Source organism: Shinella sp. OV683 (assembly GCF_057787725.1).
The window spans coordinates 5,105,190-5,127,480 of record NZ_CM173543.1; the positions used below are offsets into that span (position 1 = coordinate 5,105,190).

At 59.2% G+C, this 22,291-nt stretch carries 25 protein-coding genes; 7 read left to right on the forward strand and 18 right to left on the reverse strand.

What is annotated here, in order from left to right; all coding sequences use genetic code 11:
• Positions 1-30 precede the first annotated feature (30 nt).
• Complete coding sequence (trxA, locus tag ACXHRN_RS24670) at positions 31-351, forward strand: thioredoxin (RefSeq protein ID WP_488638905.1); 321 nt, start codon at positions 31-33, stop codon at positions 349-351.
• 83 nt (positions 352-434) lie between these two features.
• On the opposite strand, the gene ACXHRN_RS24675 is transcribed toward trxA, so the two are convergent.
• The 9 genes from ACXHRN_RS24675 to ACXHRN_RS24715 form a co-directional block, all read right to left on the reverse strand.
• Positions 435-1,778: a bifunctional folylpolyglutamate synthase/dihydrofolate synthase gene (locus ACXHRN_RS24675; RefSeq protein ID WP_488638906.1), complete on the reverse strand. Its 1,344-nt coding sequence runs from the start codon at positions 1,776-1,778 to the stop codon at positions 435-437.
• Positions 1,779-1,795: 17 nt separating this feature from the next.
• Positions 1,796-2,674: an acetyl-CoA carboxylase, carboxyltransferase subunit beta gene (gene accD / locus ACXHRN_RS24680; protein WP_488638907.1), complete on the reverse strand. Its 879-nt coding sequence runs from the start codon at positions 2,672-2,674 to the stop codon at positions 1,796-1,798.
• A gap of 33 nt (positions 2,675-2,707) precedes the next feature.
• The gene (trpA, locus tag ACXHRN_RS24685) at positions 2,708-3,547 is read right to left on the reverse strand and encodes a tryptophan synthase subunit alpha (RefSeq protein WP_488638908.1); all 840 of its coding nucleotides are present in this window, start codon (positions 3,545-3,547) and stop codon (positions 2,708-2,710) included.
• A gap of 1 nt (position 3,548) precedes the next feature.
• Positions 3,549-4,772 (reverse strand): tryptophan synthase subunit beta, encoded by a 1,224-nt coding sequence (trpB, locus tag ACXHRN_RS24690; RefSeq protein ID WP_488638909.1) that lies wholly within the window; start codon positions 4,770-4,772, stop codon positions 3,549-3,551.
• A gap of 12 nt (positions 4,773-4,784) precedes the next feature.
• The gene (locus ACXHRN_RS24695) at positions 4,785-5,438 is read right to left on the reverse strand and encodes a phosphoribosylanthranilate isomerase (RefSeq protein ID WP_488638910.1); all 654 of its coding nucleotides are present in this window, start codon (positions 5,436-5,438) and stop codon (positions 4,785-4,787) included.
• A gap of 75 nt (positions 5,439-5,513) precedes the next feature.
• The gene (locus tag ACXHRN_RS24700) at positions 5,514-6,272 is read right to left on the reverse strand and encodes a M48 family metallopeptidase (RefSeq protein ID WP_488638911.1); all 759 of its coding nucleotides are present in this window, start codon (positions 6,270-6,272) and stop codon (positions 5,514-5,516) included.
• A gap of 115 nt (positions 6,273-6,387) precedes the next feature.
• Positions 6,388-6,834 carry a DUF2852 domain-containing protein gene (locus ACXHRN_RS24705; RefSeq protein WP_488638912.1) on the reverse strand — a complete coding sequence of 149 codons (447 nt, stop codon included), beginning with the start codon at positions 6,832-6,834 and terminating at the stop codon, positions 6,388-6,390.
• A 174-nt stretch (positions 6,835-7,008) separates the two neighbouring features.
• The gene (locus ACXHRN_RS24710) at positions 7,009-8,310 is read right to left on the reverse strand and encodes a polyhydroxyalkanoate depolymerase (RefSeq protein WP_488638913.1); all 1,302 of its coding nucleotides are present in this window, start codon (positions 8,308-8,310) and stop codon (positions 7,009-7,011) included.
• 188 nt (positions 8,311-8,498) lie between these two features.
• Complete coding sequence (locus tag ACXHRN_RS24715; RefSeq protein WP_488638914.1) at positions 8,499-9,521, reverse strand: zinc-binding alcohol dehydrogenase family protein; 1,023 nt, start codon at positions 9,519-9,521, stop codon at positions 8,499-8,501.
• Positions 9,522-9,724: 203 nt separating this feature from the next.
• Between ACXHRN_RS24715 and ACXHRN_RS24720 the strand changes: the two genes are divergently transcribed.
• The 4 genes from ACXHRN_RS24720 to ACXHRN_RS24735 all read left to right on the forward strand — a co-directional run bounded on the left by ACXHRN_RS24720 (position 9,725) and on the right by ACXHRN_RS24735 (position 12,746).
• Positions 9,725-10,606: a GntR family transcriptional regulator gene (locus ACXHRN_RS24720; protein WP_488638915.1), complete on the forward strand. Its 882-nt coding sequence runs from the start codon at positions 9,725-9,727 to the stop codon at positions 10,604-10,606.
• Positions 10,607-10,625: 19 nt separating this feature from the next.
• On the forward strand, positions 10,626-11,723 hold the full coding sequence (locus ACXHRN_RS24725; RefSeq protein WP_488638916.1) for a mannitol dehydrogenase family protein: 1,098 nt from the start codon (positions 10,626-10,628) through the stop codon (positions 11,721-11,723).
• Between the two features lie 110 nt (positions 11,724-11,833).
• Positions 11,834-12,124 carry a DUF2218 domain-containing protein gene (locus ACXHRN_RS24730; protein ID WP_488638917.1) on the forward strand — a complete coding sequence of 97 codons (291 nt, stop codon included), beginning with the start codon at positions 11,834-11,836 and terminating at the stop codon, positions 12,122-12,124.
• Positions 12,125-12,146: 22 nt separating this feature from the next.
• A complete protein-coding gene (locus tag ACXHRN_RS24735) occupies positions 12,147-12,746 on the forward strand; it encodes a nitroreductase family protein (RefSeq protein ID WP_488638918.1) in 600 nt (199 codons plus the stop codon).
• 90 nt (positions 12,747-12,836) lie between these two features.
• Here ACXHRN_RS24735 and gyrB read toward each other — a convergent pair whose 3' ends face one another.
• The 5 genes from gyrB to ACXHRN_RS24760 form a co-directional block, all read right to left on the reverse strand.
• Positions 12,837-15,269: a DNA topoisomerase (ATP-hydrolyzing) subunit B gene (gyrB, locus tag ACXHRN_RS24740; RefSeq protein WP_488638919.1), complete on the reverse strand. Its 2,433-nt coding sequence runs from the start codon at positions 15,267-15,269 to the stop codon at positions 12,837-12,839.
• Between the two features lie 137 nt (positions 15,270-15,406).
• Positions 15,407-15,784, reverse strand: coding sequence for a helix-turn-helix domain-containing protein (locus ACXHRN_RS24745; protein ID WP_488638920.1), 378 nt, complete (start codon positions 15,782-15,784; stop codon positions 15,407-15,409).
• Positions 15,781-16,341: a Smr/MutS family protein gene (locus tag ACXHRN_RS24750; RefSeq protein ID WP_488642016.1), complete on the reverse strand. Its 561-nt coding sequence runs from the start codon at positions 16,339-16,341 to the stop codon at positions 15,781-15,783. The genes ACXHRN_RS24745 and ACXHRN_RS24750 overlap by 4 nt, the downstream gene beginning before the upstream one ends.
• Positions 16,338-17,441, reverse strand: a complete 1,104-nt coding sequence (mltA, locus tag ACXHRN_RS24755; RefSeq protein ID WP_488638921.1) for a murein transglycosylase A — start codon at positions 17,439-17,441, stop codon at positions 16,338-16,340. Before mltA ends, ACXHRN_RS24750 begins: the two co-directional genes overlap by 4 nt.
• 6 nt (positions 17,442-17,447) lie before the next feature.
• Positions 17,448-18,149, reverse strand: a complete 702-nt coding sequence (locus tag ACXHRN_RS24760; protein WP_488638922.1) for a Tim44/TimA family putative adaptor protein — start codon at positions 18,147-18,149, stop codon at positions 17,448-17,450.
• A gap of 96 nt (positions 18,150-18,245) precedes the next feature.
• Here ACXHRN_RS24760 and ACXHRN_RS24765 point away from each other — a divergent pair, with 96 nt between their 5' ends.
• Both ACXHRN_RS24765 and secB read left to right on the forward strand, forming a co-directional pair.
• On the forward strand, positions 18,246-18,743 hold the full coding sequence (locus ACXHRN_RS24765; protein ID WP_488638923.1) for an FxsA family protein: 498 nt from the start codon (positions 18,246-18,248) through the stop codon (positions 18,741-18,743).
• A 208-nt stretch (positions 18,744-18,951) separates the two neighbouring features.
• Positions 18,952-19,446 (forward strand): protein-export chaperone SecB, encoded by a 495-nt coding sequence (gene secB, locus ACXHRN_RS24770; RefSeq protein WP_488638924.1) that lies wholly within the window; start codon positions 18,952-18,954, stop codon positions 19,444-19,446.
• Positions 19,447-19,498: 52 nt separating this feature from the next.
• Here the strand turns inward: secB and dnaQ are convergent, their stop codons facing one another.
• The 4 genes from dnaQ to ACXHRN_RS24790 are packed head-to-tail and all read right to left on the reverse strand — an operon-like array spanning position 19,499 to position 22,270.
• Complete coding sequence (dnaQ, locus tag ACXHRN_RS24775) at positions 19,499-20,221, reverse strand: DNA polymerase III subunit epsilon (RefSeq protein ID WP_488638925.1); 723 nt, start codon at positions 20,219-20,221, stop codon at positions 19,499-19,501.
• 9 nt (positions 20,222-20,230) lie between these two features.
• Entirely contained in the window at positions 20,231-20,818 is a 588-nt protein-coding gene (gene coaE, locus ACXHRN_RS24780; protein ID WP_488638926.1) for a dephospho-CoA kinase, read from the reverse strand.
• On the reverse strand, positions 20,818-21,678 hold the full coding sequence (locus ACXHRN_RS24785) for a shikimate dehydrogenase (protein WP_488638927.1): 861 nt from the start codon (positions 21,676-21,678) through the stop codon (positions 20,818-20,820). Before ACXHRN_RS24785 ends, coaE begins: the two co-directional genes overlap by 1 nt.
• Entirely contained in the window at positions 21,671-22,270 is a 600-nt protein-coding gene (locus ACXHRN_RS24790; RefSeq protein ID WP_488638928.1) for a Maf-like protein, read from the reverse strand. Before ACXHRN_RS24790 ends, ACXHRN_RS24785 begins: the two co-directional genes overlap by 8 nt.
• Positions 22,271-22,291 lie beyond the last annotated feature (21 nt).

Here is a 22,291-nt window from a genome sequence, read left to right on the forward strand (position 1 = left end):
CTCGCGCCCACGAAAAGGAGACTATCCCCGATGGCAACCGTGAAAGTTGATTCCAACAACTTCCAGTCCGAAGTCCTGAATTCCGCCGAACCTGTTGTTGTCGACTTCTGGGCCGAATGGTGTGGCCCGTGCAAGATGATTGCGCCTGCGCTCGAAGAAATTTCCACCGAGCTTAGCGGCAAGGTAAAAGTTGCAAAGCTGAATATCGATGAAAATCCAGAGCTCGCTGCTCAGTTCGGCGTGCGCTCGATCCCGACGCTGGCGATCTTCAAGAATGGCCAGGTCGCCGATATCAAGGTTGGCGCGGCCCCGAAGACTGCGCTCAATGCCTGGATTTCCGGCGCCGCGTGATTCACGTGGAACATAGTTAATGGTGTCCTCTGGACACGAAAAAGCCCGGCGAAATGCCGGGCTTTTTATTGCGCCGCATTTGCTTATTCCGGCAGCGTGCCGTTGTCCTCAAGCACTGTGCCAGCGAAATAGAGCGAACCGCCGATGAGGATGCGCGGTGACGTGCCGCTGCGTCGGCTCAGAGCAGCAATTTTCTTCAATGCAGCTTCGGTGGAATCGACCGGCTCGGCGACAAGGCCGGCCTCGGCTGCGTCGGAGGCCAGCGCCACCGGATCAAGCCCGGCATCGGAATTGCGGATGCCGACCGTGAACACTTCGCGCGCCAGACCCTGGAACGCATCGAAATAGCCCTTGGGGTCCTTGGTGTTGATCATGCCGGTGACCAGATAGAGCGGACGCGGATCGCGCTCCTCGAAGGTCACCATCGCTTCGGCGACCGCACGGCCGCCGTGCGGATTGTGTCCTCCATCGAGCCAGATTTCGGCGCCTTCGGGCGCTATATCAACGAGGTTGCCGGATCTCAGACGCTGCAGGCGCGCGGGCCAGGAGACCGACTTCATGGCCTTCGCTACCATTTCCTCGGTCAGGCGGAACCCAGCCGCCTTGACCGCGCGGATTGCGGCGGCGGCGTTGGCAAATTGATGCCGGCCGGGCAGAGCCGGCAGCGGCAGATCCATCAGGCCGTCCTCGTCCTGGTAAACCAGCCGGCCGTTTTCCTCGAATGCGAAATAATCCTGTCCGTAGAGGATGTGCGGTGCGCGCAGCTTTTCTGATGTGCTGACCAGCACGTCGAGCGCTTCCTGCTCCTCCTGACGCCCGATGACGACGGGCCGGCCCGGCTTGATGATACCAGCCTTGGCGGTGGCGATCTCGGCGAGGGTATTGCCCAGCCACGACTGATGGTCGAGCGCCACGGGCATGATCAGCGAGGCCGCCGGATTGGCAATGACATTGGTGGCGTCATACATGCCGCCCAGGCCGACTTCGATCACCACGGCATCGGCCGGGTTCTCTGAAAACAGCAGGAAAATGACGGCGGTCAGCAGTTCGAAGACGGTGATGCTCTGGCCCGCATTGGCCTTTTCGACCCGCAGCACAGCATCGAGCAAGGCATCGTCGCTGACCAACTGGCCCGGACCGCCCTTGACGCCAATGCGGTAGCGCTCATGCCAGCGCACCAGATGCGGCGATGTGTGGACATGAACCGCGAGGCCGGCCGCTTCCAACAGTGCTCGCGAAAAGGCGGTGGCAGAACCCTTGCCGTTGGTGCCGGCGATATGGATGATCGGTGGCAGCTTGTCCTGCGGCCGGCCCAGATCGTCCAGCAACCGCGCGATGCGGTCGAGCGACAGATCGAAGCCGCGCGGGTAGAGGCCGAGAAGCCGATCGATCTCGCGTTCGGCGCGGCTTTCGGGATGGGCGTTCATCAAAACCCTCTTTGGGATCAGGCAGCGACCGGTAGCGCTTCGGGGAGAGCCAGCATCATGCGGGTCAGGCGCGCCAGCGTATCGGGAATGTCGTGACGGTTGATGACCATGTCGACCATGCCGTGCTCAAGCAGATATTCCGAGGTCTGGAAGCCATCCGGCAGCTTTTCGCGGATGGTCTGTTCGATGACACGCTTGCCGGCAAAGCAGATTTCCGCACCCGGCTCAGCCATATGCACGTCGCCCAGCATCGCATAGGACGCCGTGACGCCGCCCGTCGTTGGGTTGGTCAGCACGACGAAATAGGGCAGGCCGGCTTCTTTGAGCATCTCAACCGCAACGGTGGTGCGCGGCAGCTGCATCAGCGACAGGATGCCTTCCTGCATGCGGGCGCCGCCTGAAGCCGGGAAAATCACCAGCGGGCAGCGCTCGGCAATGGCGCGCTCGAATGCCTTGATGATCGCTTCGCCGGCGGCCAGGCCGAGCGAACCGCCCATGAAGGCAAATTCGTGGACGACGCCGACCATCTTGACGCCACGCACCTGGCCGATGCCGGCCTGGATCGTGTCTTCGAGGCCGGTCTTAGCACGGCCATCGCGCAGGCGATCGGTGTACTTCTTGGAATCGCGGAATTTCAAAGGATCCTGCGCGACTTTCGGCTGTATGAAAGCCTCATACTGGCCGTTGTCGAACAGGTCGAGCAAGCGCTCCCTGGCCGGCATCTTCATGTGATAGCCGGAGCCGGGAATGACCCATTTGTTGGCCTCAAGCTCCTTATGGAACACCATCTCGCCGGTTTCCGGGCACTTGATCCAGAGATTCTCAGGCGTATCGACGACCTGGCGGCCAAGCATCGAATTGATCTTCGGGCGAACGAAGTTGGTAATCCAGTTCATACGGAACTCCTTGTTACCGGTGATATGGTGACGCTATTCAGCAGCCGCAAGGCGGGCAGCGTGAACGCCAGAGGAAAGGCCACGGACGAAAGTGACCACCGACTGCACGGTATCGGGCGTGGCGTGGCCATCCTTGTCCAGCGAAGTGGCGACCTGGTTGACGATTGCGGTACCGACGACAACGCCATCCGCAGAGGCGCCGATCAGGCGGGCATGCTCGGCCGTCTTGACGCCGAAGCCGACGCAAACCGGCAGATCGGTATGCGCCTTGATGCGCTTGACGGCAGCGCCGATCTTGGAGGGATCGGGCAATGCCGAGCCGGTGATGCCGGTCATCGAGACATAATAGACGAAGCCGGATGTGTTGGTCAGCACCTTGGGCAGGCGACGATCATCTGTGGTCGGCGTGGCGAGGCGAATGAAGTTGATGCCCTTGGCGAGCGCCGGGATGCAAAGCTCGTCATCCATTTCAGCCGGGAGATCGACGATGATCAGGCCATCGAGGCCTGCTTCGACCGCCTCGTCGAGGAACCTGTCGACGCCATAGACATAGATCGGGTTGTAGTAGCCCATCAGCACGATCGGCGTCGTCTTGTCCGCCTTGCGGAAATCACGGGCCATCTGCAGGGTCTTACCGAGTGTCTGGCCGGCCTTCAGCGCGCGCTGTCCAGCCATCTGGATCGCCGGGCCGTCTGCCATGGGATCCGAAAACGGCGCACCCAGCTCAATGACGTCAGCGCCGGCGGCCGGCAGCGACTTCATGATGTCGAGTGCGGTGTTATAGTCGGGATCGCCAGCCATGAAATAGGTGACCAGCGCGGGGCGGCCTTCTGCCTTCAGATCGGCGAACTTCTTGTCCATGCGAGCAGTCATTTCAGAGCCCTTCCATTCCGAGCAGCTTGCCAACCGTGAAGATGTCCTTGTCGCCGCGGCCGGAGAGGTTCATCAGGATGATCTCGTCCTTGCCCATTTTCGGCGCGCGCTTGATCACTTCGGCAATTGCGTGGCTCGGTTCGAGCGCCGGAATGATGCCTTCGAGACGGGTCAGCAACTGGAAGGCTTCGAGCGCTTCAGTGTCCATGATCGGCACATATTCGGCACGGCCGATATCGTTGAGCCAGGCGTGTTCCGGGCCAATGCCGGGATAATCCAAACCAGCGGAGACCGAGTGGCCCTCGAGGATCTGTCCGTCACCGTCCTGCAGGAGATAGGTGCGGTTGCCATGCAAAACGCCGGGCGAACCAGCCGTGATCGAAGCGCAATGCTCGACACCTTGCAGGCCACGGCCACCGGCTTCGACGCCGACGATCTTGACCGAGCTGTCATCAAGGAACGGATGGAAAATGCCGATGGCGTTGGAGCCGCCGCCGACTGCCGCGATCACCATATCAGGCAGGCGGCCTTCGGCTTCCATCATCTGCTGCTTGGCTTCCGTCCCTATCACCGACTGGAAATCACGGACCATTTCCGGATAGGGATGCGGGCCGGCGGCGGTACCAATCAGATAGTAGGTATCGTCGACATTGGTGACCCAGTCGCGCAAAGCCTCATTCATTGCGTCCTTGAGCGTGCCATTGCCGGCCGTGACCGGCTTAACCTCGGCGCCGAGCAGGCGCATGCGGAAGACATTCGGCGACTGGCGCTCGACGTCGGTGGCGCCCATATAGACGACGCAAGGAAAGCCGAAGCGAGCCGCAACGGTGGCGGAGGCCACGCCGTGCTGGCCGGCGCCTGTTTCGGCGATGATCCGGGTCTTGCCCATGCGCTTGGCAAGCAGGATCTGGCCGATGCAATTGTTGATCTTGTGCGAGCCTGTGTGGTTGAGCTCTTCGCGCTTGAAATAGATCTTGGCGCCGCCGAGATGCTGGGTCAGTCGCTCCGCATAATAAAGCGGGCTCGGGCGGCCGATATAATGGGCGCCGAGGCTTTTCATTTCGGCCTGGAATGCCGGGTCGTTCTTGGCCTTGTCCCATTCGTCCTGCAGTTCAAGGATCAGCGGCATCAGGGTTTCGGCAACAAACCGGCCCCCGAAGATGCCGAACCGGCCGTCTTCATCCGGTCCCGAACGGAAGGAATTGGGTTTTGCGGCTTCGTTCACTGCATGTCTCCCTTAGGCCGCCTGCATCGCGCGGCGCACGGCATCGAAAAATTCTTCCATCATTTTCAAGTCCTTGACGCCAGGGCTCGATTCGACGCCGGAGGACGCGTCAATGCCGGTCGGCCTCGCAATGGCAAGTGCCTCACCGATATTGTCCTTGTTGAGACCTCCGGAAAGCATGTAATCGACCCCCTGGTCAAGCGAGGCCAGCAGCCGCCAGTCGAAACTGACGCCATTGCCACCCGGCAACTCGGAATTCTTGGGCGCCTTGGCATCGAAGAGATAGCGATCGGCAACACCGTCATAGGCTGCGATCTTCCTGAGATCGTCCGCCTCGCGGATCGAAAACACCTTCCAGACCGGTAGGCCGCTCACAGCTTTGATGCTCAGCACGCGCTCGGGTGTTTCGTGGCCGTGCAGCTGCAGGATATCGGGACGGATGAGATCGATGATCTCATCGAGATCGTCATTGTCGGCATCAACAGAAACCGAAACGATCTTGACCCTGCCGCGAACCCGGTCGGCAAGCCTTCCGGCATCGGCCGGCTCGATATGACGCGGGCTCTTGGCAAAGAAGATAAAGCCAATGTGGGTCGCGCCGAGCGCAACGGCGCGATCGACGGCTTCCTCGGTTTTCAACCCGCAAATTTTGATGTCGAGTTTCATCAGGCCCACGTCGCATGAAAAGCATCAGGAGTCGAGCCGTTTTGCGTCAAGAATGCGCCAATTCCACGTCGTTGCTTAACCGAAATTGTGGACGTGCAGCATGGCACCGTTGCGTTTCAGCCAATGCTTGGCCTCCAGCGTTTGTGGGCAAAGCCGTTCGCAAAGCTCCCAGAAGGCCGACGAGTGGTTCATCTCGGCGAGATGGGAGACTTCGTGGGCGGCGAGATAATCGATGACATAGGGCGGCGCCATGATGATCCGCCACGAAAAGCTGAGATTGCCGTCATGCGAACAAGACCCCCAGCGGCTCTTGGTGTCCTTGAGTGTAACAGCATTGAGCTTGCGGCCGATCGTGGCAGCGTGGCGCCTGGCGCCTTGCTCAAGATCCTTGCGTGCTTCGGCCTTAAGGAAATCGCGCAATCGCCGGCCGAGATGCTCCTCCGCACCGCCAACCATCAGCACCGCCTCGCCATCCACTATGATGGCTTCGGTCAGGCCCCTCGCCTTGCCGGTCCGTTCGATCCGGTGCGCAACGCCACGCAGGGTGACATACTTGCCCTCGGCGAGACCGGGCTGGCGCGGAAAGCGCGCGAGCTTGGTCATCAACCAACCTTCATGCCGCGCTAGGAAATCGTCGATGTCACGCTGCTTCAATCCGTGCGGCACCGTCAGCTTCAGCGCCTGACCGCCTGGCTCAATGCGCAAAGTCACCCGCCGCGCACGGCTGTCCGGCTTGATCGTCAACGGAATCTGGCGACCGGCGACATCGATCGTCCGCGTCGTCGGGTCGCTGGGCCGCTGCGGCTTCTGCAGGAATGTCAAACGAGAGAGCATGATCTATCAGCTAGCAGATTCGTGGTGAAAAACAAAAGCCGGCGCTTGAAGACGCCGGCGGCAAATCAAATATCCTCCCCTCGGGTCAAGGCCGAGGGGCAGAGGTATTCCAAGATCAGCCCGAATGGCCATTCTGGGGATCGAGATCGGTCTTGCGGGTGTTGCGTTCCCGCATGAAGCGATCGAACTCTTCCTGATCCTTGGCACGACGCAGCTCGCGCATGTAGTCATCGAACTCGGCGCGCATCTCATCGAGCTTGCGGCGCTCTTCCTCGATCCGATCCATTTCAGCCTTGCGCCAGTCGTCGAAGGCCATGTTGCCGGTGGAGAAGTGGTGGTGGCGATGGCCAAAGCCGTTGTTCCGCCAGCGACCGCCGTGGCACGACTTGGTGAATCCATCGATCTTTTCATTCGCGTCACGCTTGAACGCCTGCAGACGCTCGCCGAAGAGAATATAAGCAAGCATTGCCAGTCCAAGCGGCCAGAAGACGAAGAAACCCAGCACCATCAAGGCGATGGTGGCCGGCGTCCAGTCGGGCCGTAAGTAAGCAGTGCGATACATCTTTCCTAAACCTCGCGGTAGCCCGGCCGCCCATTGCGAACCGGTATATTCAAGGTGGGAAAGATTTGAACGCCTTCAAGACATTTGCTTGCCGGAATCGGACAAGGTAGTGAAATAGCTGTTATATTTCGGAAGATGAATGGACGGACCGAGGCCCGACCAAGTCTAATCCTGTCAGGATGCAATCCGCTTAGCGGGCTTCGCCGGGGCCTTTTTGAAGGGCACTACGATGCTGTAGTCCGCGACAGGCTGGCGATTGGCTGCCATGAAGGCGAGAATACGCGGCGCGATTTCCCGCCGGAAGCGCGATCCATTGAACACGCCGTAGTGGCCGACATCCGGCTGCATGTAGTGCATGCGTTTGCTGTCGGGGAGATTGCTGCACAGCGTCTGGGCGGCCTTAGTCTGGCCGACGCCGGAAATATCGTCGTTCTCGCCTTCCACGGTCAACAGTGCCGTCCTGGTGATCTTCGAGGGGTCGACGAGGCGGTCGCGATGCATCATCTCGCCCTTCGGCAGGGCGCGCTTGATGAACACGGTATCCACCGTCTGCAGATAGAATTCGGCGGTGAGATCCATGACGGCGAGATATTCGTCATAGAATTCGCGGTGCTTGTCGGCGGAGTCGCCATTGTTCTTCACGAGATGCATGAAGAACTCCTTGTGGGCGACGACGTGCCGGTCGAGATTCATCGACATGAATCCGGAAAGCTGCAGGAAGCCGGGATAGACATTGCGCATGACGCCGGGCTGCGGCCATGGCACCTGCATGATGACATTTTCCTCAAACCACTTCAGCGGCTTTTCCATTGCCAGCTTGTTGACGGCGGTCGGGTTGATGCGGGTGTCGATCGGGCCGCCCATCAGCGTCATCGAGGCCGGTGACAGCGGGTCATTCTGCTCTTCCATCAGGGCGACAGCGGCCAGAACCGGCACCGAGGGCTGGCAGACGGCGATGATATGCGTGTCCGGTCCGAGGAAATGAACCATCTCGATGAGGTAGTCGATGTAGTCGTCGAGATCGAAGGTGCCATCCGAAAGCGGAACTTCGCGCGCATCTTTCCAATCAGTGATGTAAATATCGGCGCTGGGCAGCAGCGTCTCGACCGTGCCGCGCAGCAACGTGGCGTAGTGGCCGGACATTGGGGCCACGACCAGGATCTTCGGATCGGTCAAATGTGCATTGGGTAAATTGCGCTCGAAATGCAGGAGACTGCCGAACGGCTTCGACCAGACAACCTTCTCAGTGACATCGATCGGCTCGCCGGCAACCAGCGTATGGTTGAGGCCGAAGGCGGGCTTGTCGTAGCGCCGGGTCATACGCTCGAAGACTTCGAGGCCGGCGGCCATCGATCGGCCGAGCGTTGTGTAGGAAAATGGATTGAGGGGATTTGCATAGGCGACGCGCATCGATTCTGCTGTCGCGCGCCAGGGAGCCATGGCAGCGTGACCCATTTCAAAGAACTGATAAAACATCCAGTATTCCGATCATTCCTGTCGTGGATCACCGTTGGCCGGCGATCTCGTGTTTTGTTCAATGCAGAACAATCCTATCAGTTCCCGCTTAACGGACAAGAAATGCCTGCATCCGTTTCACGTGAATCCATCAATTCGTGTGAATAACGTGCGCTCAATAGTAAAAATCGTGAACGAAGGGGACGATTTCAACTGCCTGACACTGCCACGACTGCCTTGATCAGGCCTGTCTTCTCATGCGCCCAGCGCGGCAGGTCCGTGCTGACCTGCTCAAGCGAGGTGCGGTGGGTAATGAGTTGGTCGGTATCGATCTCGCCCGAGGCGATGCAGGCGACGACATGCTCAAAATCGGCCTTCAGTGCATTGCGGCTGCCGATGATGGTCATTTCCCGCTTATGGAACTCGGGGTCGGCAAAGGTAATGTCGTCCTTGACGACGCTGACGAAGACCAGAACGCCGCCATGCGAGACGAAGGGCAGCGCCGCGTTCATCGATTGCGCATTGCCGGTGGCATCGAACACGGCCTCGAAGCCTTCGTTGTTTGTGACAGCCATCACAGCAGCTTGCGTATTGGCACCCGGGACTATTCCGTTCGAAAAGCCGAATCGCTGCCTTGCAGCATCCAGCCGCTCCTGGCTGAAATCCATCAACGTGACGTCGTAGCCGGCAATTCGTGCAAACAGCGCCGTGCCGAGTCCGATCGGGCCTGCGCCGATCACCAAAGCCTTTGCGCCGTTGCCCGGTCCAGCGCGGCGCACGGCATGCGCGCCAATCGCGAGGAATTCAACGGTTGCTGCCTGTTCCGGGCGCAGTCCGTTTGCCGGGTAAACATTGGCATCCGGGACGACGATCTCGTCGCAGAAGGCGCCGTCGGCGTGGACGCCCAGCACTTTGATCGCCATGCAGCAGTTCGGCTTTCCACGACGGCAGGCGATGCATTTTCCACAGGAGATATAAGGGTTTACAATGACGAGATCTCCAGTTTGATAGCCGGATTCGGCGGATGCTTCACTGACCCGCGCGGAGATCTCATGCCCCATGACGCGAGGGTACTCAAGAAATGGGTGCTTGCCTTCGAAGATATGGTAGTCGGTGCCGCAAATGCCGACATGGCTGATCGCCAGTCTGACCTCGCCTTCGGCTATCGCGCCCGGAGCCACCTTCTCGATCAGTTCCAGCTTGCCGGGTTCGGCACAGATAACCGCTCTCATTTCGTCTCTCCTCACCTGCTCGCCGTTGCCTGTCTCCGGCAACCGCGTTGATTTTGTCTTTTATCTACAATATACAGTTTTGCGTCAATGGTGTCCGCACAGCCATTGAATATGTCGCGCACTGGAAATCTGATCTGTTTTTTATAAGATAGAGGAACAAGAGCCAGTGTGTACGGCACGGGGGATGTGCGGAGGGGTGGAGAATGGCGCGGCAGAATACCGTCTTCAAGGAAGCGTATAATCGCTGTCTCGGCGATCTCGGCGGCAGGGACAATCTGCCTTCGGAACCGGAGCTCGGCGAGAAATACGGCATCAGCCGCACGACCGTGCGGGCGATCCTGTCGCGGATGCGCGATTGCGGCCTGATCACCTGGGACAAGCGCCAGAAGGTCATCCTTCGCCGGCCGCAAGAGCAGGATTATTTTCCCGACGAAGAAACCAGTTCGGTGAATGACATCATCGAAAAGAGCTTCATGAAACGCATCCTGACCGGCGACGCCGAGCCTGGCATGCAGATCAACGAGACGGAACTTGCCCGCGAAATTGGTGCCGGCACCACCAGCGTGAGGGAATTTCTGATCCGCTTCTCACGTTTCGGGCTGATCGAAAAGCGGCCGAACAGCCATTGGATTCTCAAGGGCTTCACGATCGATTTTGCTCTCGAGCTGACTGAAGTGCGGGAAATGTTCGAACTGCGCTCGGCGTCCGCTTTTGTGACGCTGGCAGACGATCACCGCGCCTGGGCCGATCTTGATGAAATCGAGCAGGAGCATCACGCCCTGCTCGCCGATATCGATCAGCGCTACAAGGACTTCTCGGCGCTTGACGAAAAATTCCATCTGCTGGTGCACAAGGCATCCGGCAACCGCTTCGTCATCGATTTCTACGATGTGATCGCCTTCATCTTCCACTATCATTTCCAGTGGAACAAGACGTTCGCACGCGCCCGCAACGAGCGGGCGATACGAGAACACCTCAATTATATCAACGCATTGCGATCCCGTGACCCCAAACAGATCGAGGACGCTTGCAAACTTCACCTCCGATCGGCGCGCCAAACGCTGATGGAATCGGTACCCAACTGAGCCCTACGAGAATGAACTGATGCAAACCCCCATACTGCAATTCGGCACGAGCCGGTTTCTCCAGGCACATGCCGATCTCTTCGTTTCCGAGGCTTTGGCGCGCGGCGAAGCCATCGGCGGCATCACCATCGTGCAGACGACATCTTCCGCCGAACGGAGCCATCGGCTTGCGGCGCTCGCGGCGCCCGGCGGTTTTCCCGTTCATGTGAGAGGCAAGAAGGATGGCGCCGTCATCGATGCCGTGACGACCGTGACCTCGGTCAAGCGGGCGCTTTCGGCCAACGATGCGTGGGATGAAACGGCCCGGATTTTTGCCGATGAAGCCAAGATCGTTCTCTGCAACACCGCCGACAAGGGTTACGATATATCGGCCGAGAGCGAGATGTTTCCCACGCAGGTACCCGCCTCGTTTCCCGGCAAACTCACCAAGCTGTTGAAGCAGAGGTTTGAGACATCGGGTGAAAGCCTGACGATCCTGCCGGCAGAACTGATTCCCCGGAATGGCGATATCCTCAAGGGTCTGGTGGAACTGCTTGCCCAACGCTGGTCCGTCCCCACCACATTTCGCGACTGGCTGGATGCCAAGGTGATCTTTTCCAACACGCTGGTGGACAGGATCGTTTCAGAACCGCTGGACCCGGCAGGAGCAATTGCAGAACCCTATGCGCTGTGGGCGATCGAACGGCGCGATGGGCAGGTCCTGCCCTGCACCCATCCGGCTATTGTCGTTGCCGACGACATCTCGCCTTATGAGAACCTGAAGCTCTTCATTCTCAATCTCGGCCACACGGTGCTGACCGATGGCTGGCTGAAATCCTCGCTGCCGCGCGATATGACCGTGCGCCAGATCCTCGCTGACCCTACTCATCGCGGGCGACTTAGCGAAGTGTATCATGAAGACATCCTGCCCGGGTTTGCCAGTAAGGGTCTCGGCGTGCAGGCGGAAGCCTATGTCCAGGAGACACTGGAGCGGTTCGAAAATCCGTTCCTGAACCATCGGCTTTCGGATATCGCCCAGAATCATGCGGAAAAGATCCGCCGCCGCGCCGGCGGTTTTCTCGAATGGTCAGCGATTCATTCTGCGCGTCTTGAGGCACTGCTTGCTTCAGCAACGTGAATTTGTCTCGGCTATGCGAGATGTGAACGATTTGTCTCCTTAATATCCCTTGCGAAAACCGAGGCGCTGTCCAAATAAGTGTTCGACAACATCGACACAGGACAACGGCCTTGACCCAATCGACTGCAATCGTGAAAACCGAACATGCCAGCCGCTATTTGCAGCAGCTTTGCAAGCACTGGTCCCACAAGATGGTGACGGAATTCGACGCGCAGCAAGGCCGTATCGACTTCGCCTCGGGCGCGCAGGTGTTCATGAACGCCGCGGTCGAAGAGCTTACCGTCCGGATCGAAACTCCCGACGATGAAGGATTACCTCGGCTGGAAGCTGTCGTCGAAGATCATATCAAGCGCTTCGCATTCCGCGAGGAGCTGCAATTTGCCTGGAACAGGCAAGCGTGAAGACGTGAATAAGGGACAAGACATGATTGAGACGAATAATCGCAGGGCCGACCATGAGATCGCGCCGGTTTTCCTGGAACGCTGGTCCGCCCGCTCGTTCAAACCCGAGCCTATGCCAGAGGCGGATTTGCTCTCCATGTTCGAGGCGGCCCGTTGGGCGCAATCGGCAAGCAACCACCAACCGTGGCGGTTCAGCTATTCACTGCGTGGAAGCGCGTCCTGGGACAAGTATCTCGGCTTTCTGATCGACAGTAATCGCGCCTGGTCGCAGAATGCATCGGCAATCGTCGTCGTCATGTCCAAGACGCACACCTCTCCGACCGATGGCTCGGAACCAAAATTCAACCGCACCCATGATTTCGACGCCGGCGCGGCAACCCAGGCCTTCACTCTCCAGGCGGCCAAGCTCGGCTACATCGCCCATCCGATGGCCGGCATTCTTGTCGACGCGATCAAGGAAGGCCTGGGCCTGCCTGACGAAGGCTACACGATCGAATGCGTGATTTCGGTTGGCAAGCTCGCTCCAAGGGAAAATCTGCCGGAGAAATACCAGGCCCGCGAAATCCAGAGCCAGCGCAAGCCACTTGCCGACATCGTCTTCAAGGACGGCTTCAAGGCCTGATCTTAACCCAGGTCTTAACAAAGTGTTTCACGTGAATCCAAAAAGGCGCCGGATTGCTCCGACGCTTTTTTTATAATCTGCTGAGATATCTCAGATATCGAGGTTGGCGACGCTCAGCGCATTGTCCTGGATGAACTCGCGGCGTGGCTCGACCTCATCACCCATCAGGCGCGAGAACAGGCCGTCGGCATCGGTTGCATCATTGACTCGGACCTGCAACAGCGAGCGGACATTCGGGTCCAGCGTGGTTTCCCAGAGCTGGTCGGCATTCATCTCGCCGAGACCCTTGTAGCGCTGCATCGACAGGCCCTTGCGTCCGATCGCAAAGATCGCGTCGAGAAGTGCCTTCGGACCGGAAATCTCGATATTGCCATCCTTTCGGTTGAGCGTCGGCGGCACCGAATAGATGTCGTGCAGACGCTCGGCCATCTGGTCGATATGACGCGCATCCTGCGAGCCAATCAGGGCCATGTCGATCAGCAGCGATTCCTTGACACCGCGGACCATGCGTTCAAAACGCAGGTCACCTGTATCGCTGATCCGCCCGGTCCAACCACGCTCGGTTTCTTCCGAAATGATGTCGAGCCGACGCGACACTTCGGTTATGACTTCGTCTGCCTGCCCCCGATCGCTCATCAGCTCGGCATTCAGCCCGCGGGCAATGGCCGCCTGCTCGATCAGCGAACGGCTGTAGCGGGAGTGAAGCCCTTCCAGCAGGCTGCGGAGCCTGATGGCATCGCCGACGATCTCGCGCAGGTCCTGGCCGGCACGCATTTCACCCGAACCGAGCGTCAGCGTGACATCCTCAAGACCGGTGTCGATCAGGTATTCCTCGAAAGCCTTTTCGTCCTTGAGATAGGTCGAGGACTTGCCGCGGCTGACCTTATAGAGCGGCGGCTGGGCGATGTAGATGTGGCCACGCTCGATCAGCTCCGGCATCTGCCGGAAAAAGAACGTCAGCAGCAACGTTCTGATATGGGCGCCGTCGACGTCAGCGTCCGTCATGATGATGATCTTGTGGTAGCGCAGCTTGTCGGCGTTGAACTCGTCCTTGCCGATGCCGGCACCCAGTGCGGTAATCAGCGTGCCAATTTCCTGGCTCGACAGCATCTTGTCGAAGCGCGCGCGCTCGACATTGAGGATCTTACCACGCAGTGGCAGGATTGCCTGGGTCTCGCGCGAGCGGCCCTGCTTGGCGGAGCCACCCGCCGAGTCACCTTCGACGAGGAAGACTTCGGATTTGGCAGGATCGCGTTCCGAGCAGTCGGCGAGCTTGCCCGGCAGCGATGCGATATCGAGGGCGCCCTTGCGGCGGGTCAGCTCGCGGGCCTTGCGGGCCGCTTCGCGGGCGGCTGCGGCTTCAACGACCTTGCCGACCAGGATCTTGGAATCGCTGGGATGTTCTTCGAGCCACTGGTTGAGCGCCTCGTTGACGAGGTTTTCCACCACTGGTCGGACTTCCGATGAGACCAGCTTGTCCTTGGTCTGCGAAGAGAATTTAGGGTCCGGCACCTTGACCGACAGCACCGCCGTCAGGCCTTCGCGGCAATCATCGCCCTGCAGGCTGACTTTTTCCCGCTTCAGAATCCCGGAGGACTCGGCATAGCTCGTAACCTGACGGGTCAAGGCTGCGCGGAAGCCGGCGAGATGCGTGCCACCATCGCGCTGCGGAATGTTGTTGGTGAAGCAGAGCATGTTTTCGTGGTAGCTGTCGTTCCACCACATCGCCACTTCGACGGTGATACCGTCCTTTTCGCTGCGGATGGAAATCGGCTTGTCGACCAGCGGCTTCTTGGCGCGGTCGAGATAGACGACGAACGCTTCCAAGCCACCGTCATAGCGCAACTCGTCCTGGCGGATATCCGAGTGACGCTTGTCCGTCAGGACGATGCGAACACCGGAATTCAGGAAGGCAAGTTCGCGCAGGCGATGTTCCAGCGTCGAGTAGTCATACTCGGTCTTTGTGAAGGTGTCGGAGCTCGCGGTAAAGGTCACTTCCGTACCGGTCTCGTCGCCGGCATCGCCGGTAATGACCAGCGGGCCATCGGCAACGCCATGGGTGAAGCTCATTTCATAGATGTTGCCCTTCTGGCGGATCTTGAGCTTGAGCTTGACGGACAGCGCATTGACCACGGAGACGCCAACGCCATGCAGGCCGCCGGAAACCTTGTAGGAATTCTGGTCGAACTTGCCGCCGGCATGCAGCTGGGTCATGATGACTTCCGCCGCTGAAACGCCTTCTTCGTGCATGCCGGTCGGGATGCCGCGGCCGTTGTCGGTGACCGTTACCGAACTGTCGGCGTTCAACGTCACGGTCACCAGGTCCGCGTGACCGCCTAGCGCTTCATCGATGGCGTTGTCGACGACTTCATAGACCATGTGGTGCAGGCCGGAACCATCATCCGTATCGCCGATATACATGCCGGGGCGCTTGCGCACGGCGTCGAGGCCCTTGAGGACCTTGATGCTGTCGGCGCCATATTCTGCTGCCGCCGGGACTTCTTCTTCGGGGGATCCGGTCATGGAAACTTTCTCTTTTCAGTGAGTGTTCGCGCGCACGCGCGGCGCGCGCGAATCACTTGGTGCAAAGTGGTTCGACTATAGGGTTTTTGCCTGCAATCCCAAAGCATAGGCCCCAGAATTGCGGCGGAAAACCGGGTCTAATGGGCTTTTTCCCGCGAATTCGCGGCTGATGACAACATTTGCAAGATTTCGCGTACCGTTTCCGGACGGAGATGACGAATATCCGCCGCGAGACGATTGGCGAGCGCGGTGTAATCGGCTGGGAGGCCTGAAGTATCGACGACGACACGCGGGTGCGAAAGGGCTGCGACACGGAAAAGATCGTCGGCTTCATCCCAGATGATGTTCAGGTAACCCGCAACCCGCTGCAGGAAATCGAAGCCTGGCCTGCCTTTCTTGCCGTTTTCGAGTGCCGAGAGATAGGCGGGCGAAACACCCAGCGCCTTGGCCATGGCTTTCTGCGTCAGGCCCCGCTCCTTCCTGATCTTGCGTACCGCTGCGCCGAACGGGGTCATGTGCGATCTCCACCGGCTTTCGACAGCCGCACATAAAGCGCGCCGTCGCCGCCATGGGTCTGCGCCGATGTCTCATAGGACGAAATCAGGTGACGGAACTCCGGCTTGGAAAACCACATCGGCACAACCCGCTTCAGCGCACCTTCGCTGCCCATCGACGAGCCCTTGCCTGTGATGACAAGCACGTGGCGCAGGCCGCGCTCATGGGCACGAAGGATGAAGCTGTGCAGCAGCGCATGCGCCTCGTTCTGGAAGAGCCCGTGCAGGTCGATACGCGCCTCCAATTGCAGTCGCCCCTTGGCGAGCTTTCGCTTCACCGGCCGCTCGAGCGGCTGGTGCTGGCCGGAGGGCTTCTTGGGCGGCTTCGCAGTCTCTTCGCCAGCGGGCGCCTGCAATTTGACCTTCGGGACAGCTTCGAGATCCTGCTTGGCGGCCGCCTGGAAATCTGCCTCAAATGCATCGATCTCGTCCATGCGTCCCGGCAGAGCCCGTGTGGTGCGCGCCACCTTGCCCCAGAGGATGCGATCATCATCCGATAACTTCTTGCCCGCCATCAGAGATACTCCGCGGCAGCCGCATTGGGGATCAGGATATAGAAATCGGCGTCATTGCGGACATTGCCGGCAAGATCGCCCGCTTCCTTGCCCGAGCCGGTGAAGATGTCGGCACGCGCCGGACCAACGATTGCCGTGCCGGTATCGAGCGCCATCATCAGTCGCTGGAATGGACGCCCACCGGTCAGATGCGTCAGGCTGCGGCTATGGATGTAGAATAGCGAAGAGAATGTATGGATCTGCCGATCGACTGCGATCGAGCGCATCGCTTCCAACGGCACCTTGGCGGCCGCGACCGGGCCAAGATCGAGACCTTCCACCGGCGCTTCGCGAAAGAAAATATAGGATCGGTTCTGCCAGAGAATCTCATCCTGGCGCTCCGGGTGATCGGCCAGCCATTTGCGGATTGACCCCATCGAGACTTCTGCCAGCGGAATCTCGCCGATATCGGCGAGATGTCGGCCGATTCCCGTAAAGGGATGGCCGGCCTTGGCGGCATAGGTGATGCGCCGCAGGGAGCCATCGCGGAACCTCAGCCGAGCCGCACCCTGGACATGGGCGAAGAACACATCGACGCGCGAACGTGCCCAGGCGATTTCCAATCTCCGCCCATCAAGATAGCCCCGGTCGATCGCCTGCCGATCTGGGTACGCGGAAATGTCGGCGCCATCGCGCTGGCCGAAGGCATAGGAGGCGTCGAGTTCGGATGGTCTGTTGCGATCGTCGAGATCGACCAGATCGTCCGGCCTGCGATAGAACGGATAGCGCCAGATGCCGTCCGGTGTATCGGAGACATCCACCTCAGGCTCGTAGAATGCAGTAACGAACCCCGGCTTGCCATCTGTGCGATCGATTCGGAAAGGCTGGAAGTTGCGTTCAATGAAAGCACGTGCGTCGGCTGCCGTGTCTGGCTTCTCATCCAGGGAAAGTCGAAACACCTGGGCAAGCGCTTGCGCAGGCAAGCCCAGTGTGCCCGTCTTATAGGGCTTCACGCCCTCGATATGTCCCAGACAGCGCGCCATCGAAGCAAAAAGGCCGGACGGATCATCCTCCGTCCAGCCTAGAAGTGCATCGAAAGAGACCGGCCTCAGCACGTGGTCCATCGGGCATCAGCCCTCGGATTGGGTGGAGACGAGCTTCCAGTTCGGGTCACGCGACCGGATGTCGCGGGCAAAGGTCCAGCGATCCTTGACCTCAGCTACAGTCTCGGCATTGCCGTCAACGATTTCGCCGGCGCTGTTGTAAGTCGCGGTGATCAGCTGGGCGGCTAGCTTCATGGTGATCGACGTTTCGCTGCCGTCGACCGTCGCATCGGTCATTTCAGATTTCTCGACACCCACGAAAGTCGATTTGACCTTCTCGCCTGCCTTGTCACGCTCATCGAGCGCGGCATTGAAGCCCTCGTAGACTTCGTTGGAGAGTAGGTTCTTCAGTGTCTTGCGATCACCATCGGCAAACGCCATCAGGATCATCTCGTAGGCCGCACGCGCACCGTCGACGAATTGCTTGGCGCTGAATGTTGGGTCAGCATCGAAAACCTTGCGCAAAGAGGTATTTAGCTCGGTGCCCGGGGCGGCGAAGGTATCGATTTCCTCGTAGCGGTTTTCGGGTTCGACCGCGCCACGCCGCGGCAGGGTGATGACCTTGCCGTCTTCGGTGATCGGGGTCACTCGCTCTGTATCGCGTGGGGTGTAAGAATCGTTGGACTGTTTTTCGTTACCGGTACGCTTTCCCAGCACGCTGCGCAGGTTGAGAAAGATCAACGCTGCCACGATGAGGAAGAACAAGGTAATAATATTGTCGGTTCCCATTTCCCTGCCTTGGCCTATGGCCTTAACTTTTATGCTTCGCTTCCCATATAGTCGCGAAATGACAATCATTCAAATAGCGTAAAAGAGGGAATCGACATGCGCCCCATCATTCCAGTGCTGATATTCCTGGCACTGCCGATTCTCGAGATCGTTACCTTCATCTATGTCGGCAGCGCAATCGGCGTGTTGAAGACCGTTCTGCTGGTCATAGCCGCCGCAGTCCTGGGTGTCGCCGTGCTTCGCTATCAGGGGCTGAGCGCCTTGCGCAAGATCAATCGCGATATCCAGACCGGCCAGGCGCCGGAAGCCGGCATCGCCAATGGCTTTCTGGTTGCCGTCGCCGGCTTCCTGCTGATCGTGCCGGGCTTCATCACCGACGTCATCGGCCTGGCTCTGTTGCTGCCGCCGGTGCGTCATCTGGTCTGGGGTTTCGTCAGCCGCAATATGGTCGTATCCTATAACTATGCTGGTGGCTTCCGCCGTGGCAAGCGCCGGGAAGATTTTGTCGACCTTTCGCCCGACGACTATCGTCGCGACGATGACGGGACAGATGATCAGCCCAACGACAATCCAAGGCTCCACCGCCCGGATTAGCCATGTCAACCCTGGTGTCGGGCAGGGTTGTAAGCACATGGCCGAAGTGCTAGATGCCTGAACCCTTAGGGTCCGGTGCAGAAGCTTCCGCATTGTTCTTTTTCTGGCCTTGGCATCGCCAAGCCGCCCGAACGGAAAACCCTGGCAAAGAAAATTCGATGCGGAGAAGCCAGCAAGGTGACCCGCCAGAGGTAATGAGGACTTACCCATGTCTAACGAAAACGGTAATGGCGCTGAAGCTGCAGCAGAAGGCGCAGCACCGGCAATCAACATTCTCGCCCAGTACACCAAGGATTTCTCCTTCGAGAATCCCGGTGCACCGCGCTCGCTGCAGGCCCGCGAAAAGGCTCCGTCGATCAACATCTCGGTCAACGTCAATGCCAACCCGATGTCGGAAACCGATTTCGACGTCGTGCTGACGCTGGACGCATCGGCCAAGGACGGCGACAAGGTCGTCTTCCACGCCGAATTGTCCTATGGCGGACTCTTCCGTATCCAGGGCTTTGCCCAGGAACATATGCTGCCGGTCCTGTTCATCGAGTGCCCGCGCCTGCTCTTCCCGTTCGCACGCCAGATCGTTGCCGACGCAACGCGCAACGGTGGCTTCCCGCCGCTGATGATCGATCCGATCGATTTCGCGCAGATGTTCCAGCAGCGCATGGCCGAAGAACAGGCCAAGGCCAAAGTGGCTGCCAACAACTGATAAATTGACTTTGCTTTGAACGAGCGCCCGGTGGATCCGTCCGCCGGGCGTTTTATTTTGCTGACTTGGTGACCTCGAGGCCGTATTTCAGCCAGACCGCCTTGTCGCCCATTTTGGCAACAAGTGCCATATGCGCCTCAACTTCCTCCACTCGCAGCCGCGAGCCGAGGGGCATGGGCCGCGGCCGCAAAGCGATCGCCGGTTGCTGGCTTTGTTGGACCTGAGAACGCCGTGCTTCAGCGCCGCCAAAACCAAGCGCAGTCTGCCGGCCGCCGATCAGCTCGATATAGACCTCGGCCAGCAATTCGGAGTCGAGCAGCGCGCCATGCTTCAAACGATGGGAATTATCGATGCCGTAGCGACGGCAGAGCGCGTCGAGTGAATTCGGGCCCATCGGATGCTTGCGGCGGGCAAGCTGCAGCGTATCGACAACGCGATTGCCTTCGACAGGCGGCAGGCCAAGCCGCGCAAATTCCGCATTGATGAAGCCCATGTCGAAGTTGGCGTTGTGGGCAATCCACGTTGCCCCATCGAAGAACTCATTGATCTGATCGACCACACCTGAGAAAACCGGCTTGTCCGCCAGAAATGCATCTGTAATGCCATGGATGGCCAGCGCGTCAGGATGGACCTTGCGGCCCGCCGGATTGACGAAGAGGTGGATGGTGCGGCCAGTCGGGAAATGATCCTTGAGCTCGATACCGCCAATTTCGATGATGCGGTCCTCGCGGGAATCGAGGCCCGTCGTTTCCGTATCGAAAATGATTTCGCGCATATGTCTAGCCTACCGCCCGGATCGCAATTCAGCGAGAATCTCTTCCACGCGTCGTGCCGCATGGTCAAGACCAAGTCCGGTATCGATGATGAAATCCGCTCTTTTCCGCTTCTCGGCATCCGGCATCTGGCGGGCGAGGATCATCTGAAACTTCTCGTCGGTCATTCCCGGACGATCCAGAACACGCTGACGCTGCAAAGCCGGGTCGCAAGTGACAACCACAACCTTGTCCACGCGCGATTCTGCATGGTTCTCGAACAACAACGGAATATCCAGCAGAACGATATCGGCGCCGGATTGCCGGGCTTGTTCGAGCGCCTCTCGTTCCTTCTGCCATACCAGTGGATGGACGATGGCTTCGAGGGTCTTGAAGCCTGCCGGATCTTCGGCGAGGGCCGTGGATAGTTTTGCGCGGTCGACGCCGCCTTCCCCAGTCGTCCCGGGGAACGCCTGTTCGATCGCAGGGACAGCCTCGCCCGTATAAAGTTCATGGACGATAGCATCGGCATCGACGACCGGAATACCCTGGGCTGCAAACATCTTCGACGTCGTCGATTTGCCCATGCCGATCGATCCGGTCAGCCCGAGCCGAATCATCAGAGCTGCTCCAGATCGGCCACGATCAACTCGCGCAATTCCGCGGTCACGTTCGGGCGCGGGCCAAACCACTTTTCAAAACCCGGCACCGCTTGGTGCAGCAGCATGCCCAGGCCGTCGGCGATCCTCCTGCCCTGCGCCTGCGCCTGTTTGAGAAACGGCGTCATCAGCGGCACATAGACAATGTCGGTCACCAGGCCGTCCGGACTCATTGGCGAGAAATCGATTTCGATGGCGTCACCGTCATCCATGCCAAGCGACGTTGTGTTGACGAAGAGGTTGGCACTCTTAAGCCGCTCACCAAGTGCATCCATCGGTGCCGCGTGCACCTTAGGGCCGAAGAGATCGGCGAGTTCGCGGGCGCGCTCGACCGTGCGATTCAGCACGTGGATTTCCCTGAAACCACGATTTCGAACTGACTGGATGATGGCGCGGCTGGCTCCCCCTGCGCCAAGGATGACGGCGACATCCTTACTGGCATCCCAGCTCGGGGCGCGATCATCTAGATTGGCAAGGAAACCGTAGCCGTCGGTGTTGGTGGCGCAGAGCGCGCCGTCCAGCATGTAGAGCGTATTGGCGGCGCCCAATTCACGCGCGAGTTCGTCGGGTTTCTCAGCCGATTGAAACGCCCGTTCCTTGTGTGGGATTGTGACATTACCACCTCTGTAGCCGGATTCGCCGCTTTTGAGGGCACTTATAAAGCCGGCGAAGCTTTCCGGCGCGATGTCGATGGCCTCATAGCTGCCATCAATGCCGAACTGCTTGAGCCAATAGCCATGGATCTTCGGTGAGCGTGAATGCTTAATCGGGTGACCGGTGACGAAAGCTTTCATTAACGATGTTTCACGTGAATCACGCATCGATCACTCCAAGCGCGCGCAGGCCTGACAGCAGCGTCAGCATCGGCAGGCCCAGAATGGTGAAATAGTCGCCGTCGATCTTTTCGAAAAGTTGAATTCCCGGCCCCTCAAACTGATAGGCGCCAACACTCTGCAGGATATCGGGGCCAGCCATATCCAGATAAGTCTGAAGGAAGGAGGGCGAAATGCTGCGCATGGTCATTTCCGCAATTGAAATATCGGACCAGACGACCGCGCCCCGGAAAGCAACAGCCACGCCGCAATTCAGCCGGTGCATCTTCCCCGCCATGGCGCGGATATGATTGCCCGCCTCGCCCATCGACAGCGGCTTGTGAAACACCCGATCATCCAGCGACAGGACCTGGTCGGAACCGATGACATAGGCGTCTGGGTTGCGCTCCGAGACCCATTGCGCCTTGGCTTTCGCCAGCTCGACAGCAACTTCGGCGGGCTTGGCGTATCGAGTTGACAGCTGGGCTTCGATTGCTCGCTCATCAATCTCGGCGGATTGCGCCTCGAACACGAGCCCAGCACCGCTCATCAATGATCGGCGCGACGCACTTTTTGAGGCGAGTATCAGTTTTGCAGCCATAGTCATGATCCGGTTTTCGCC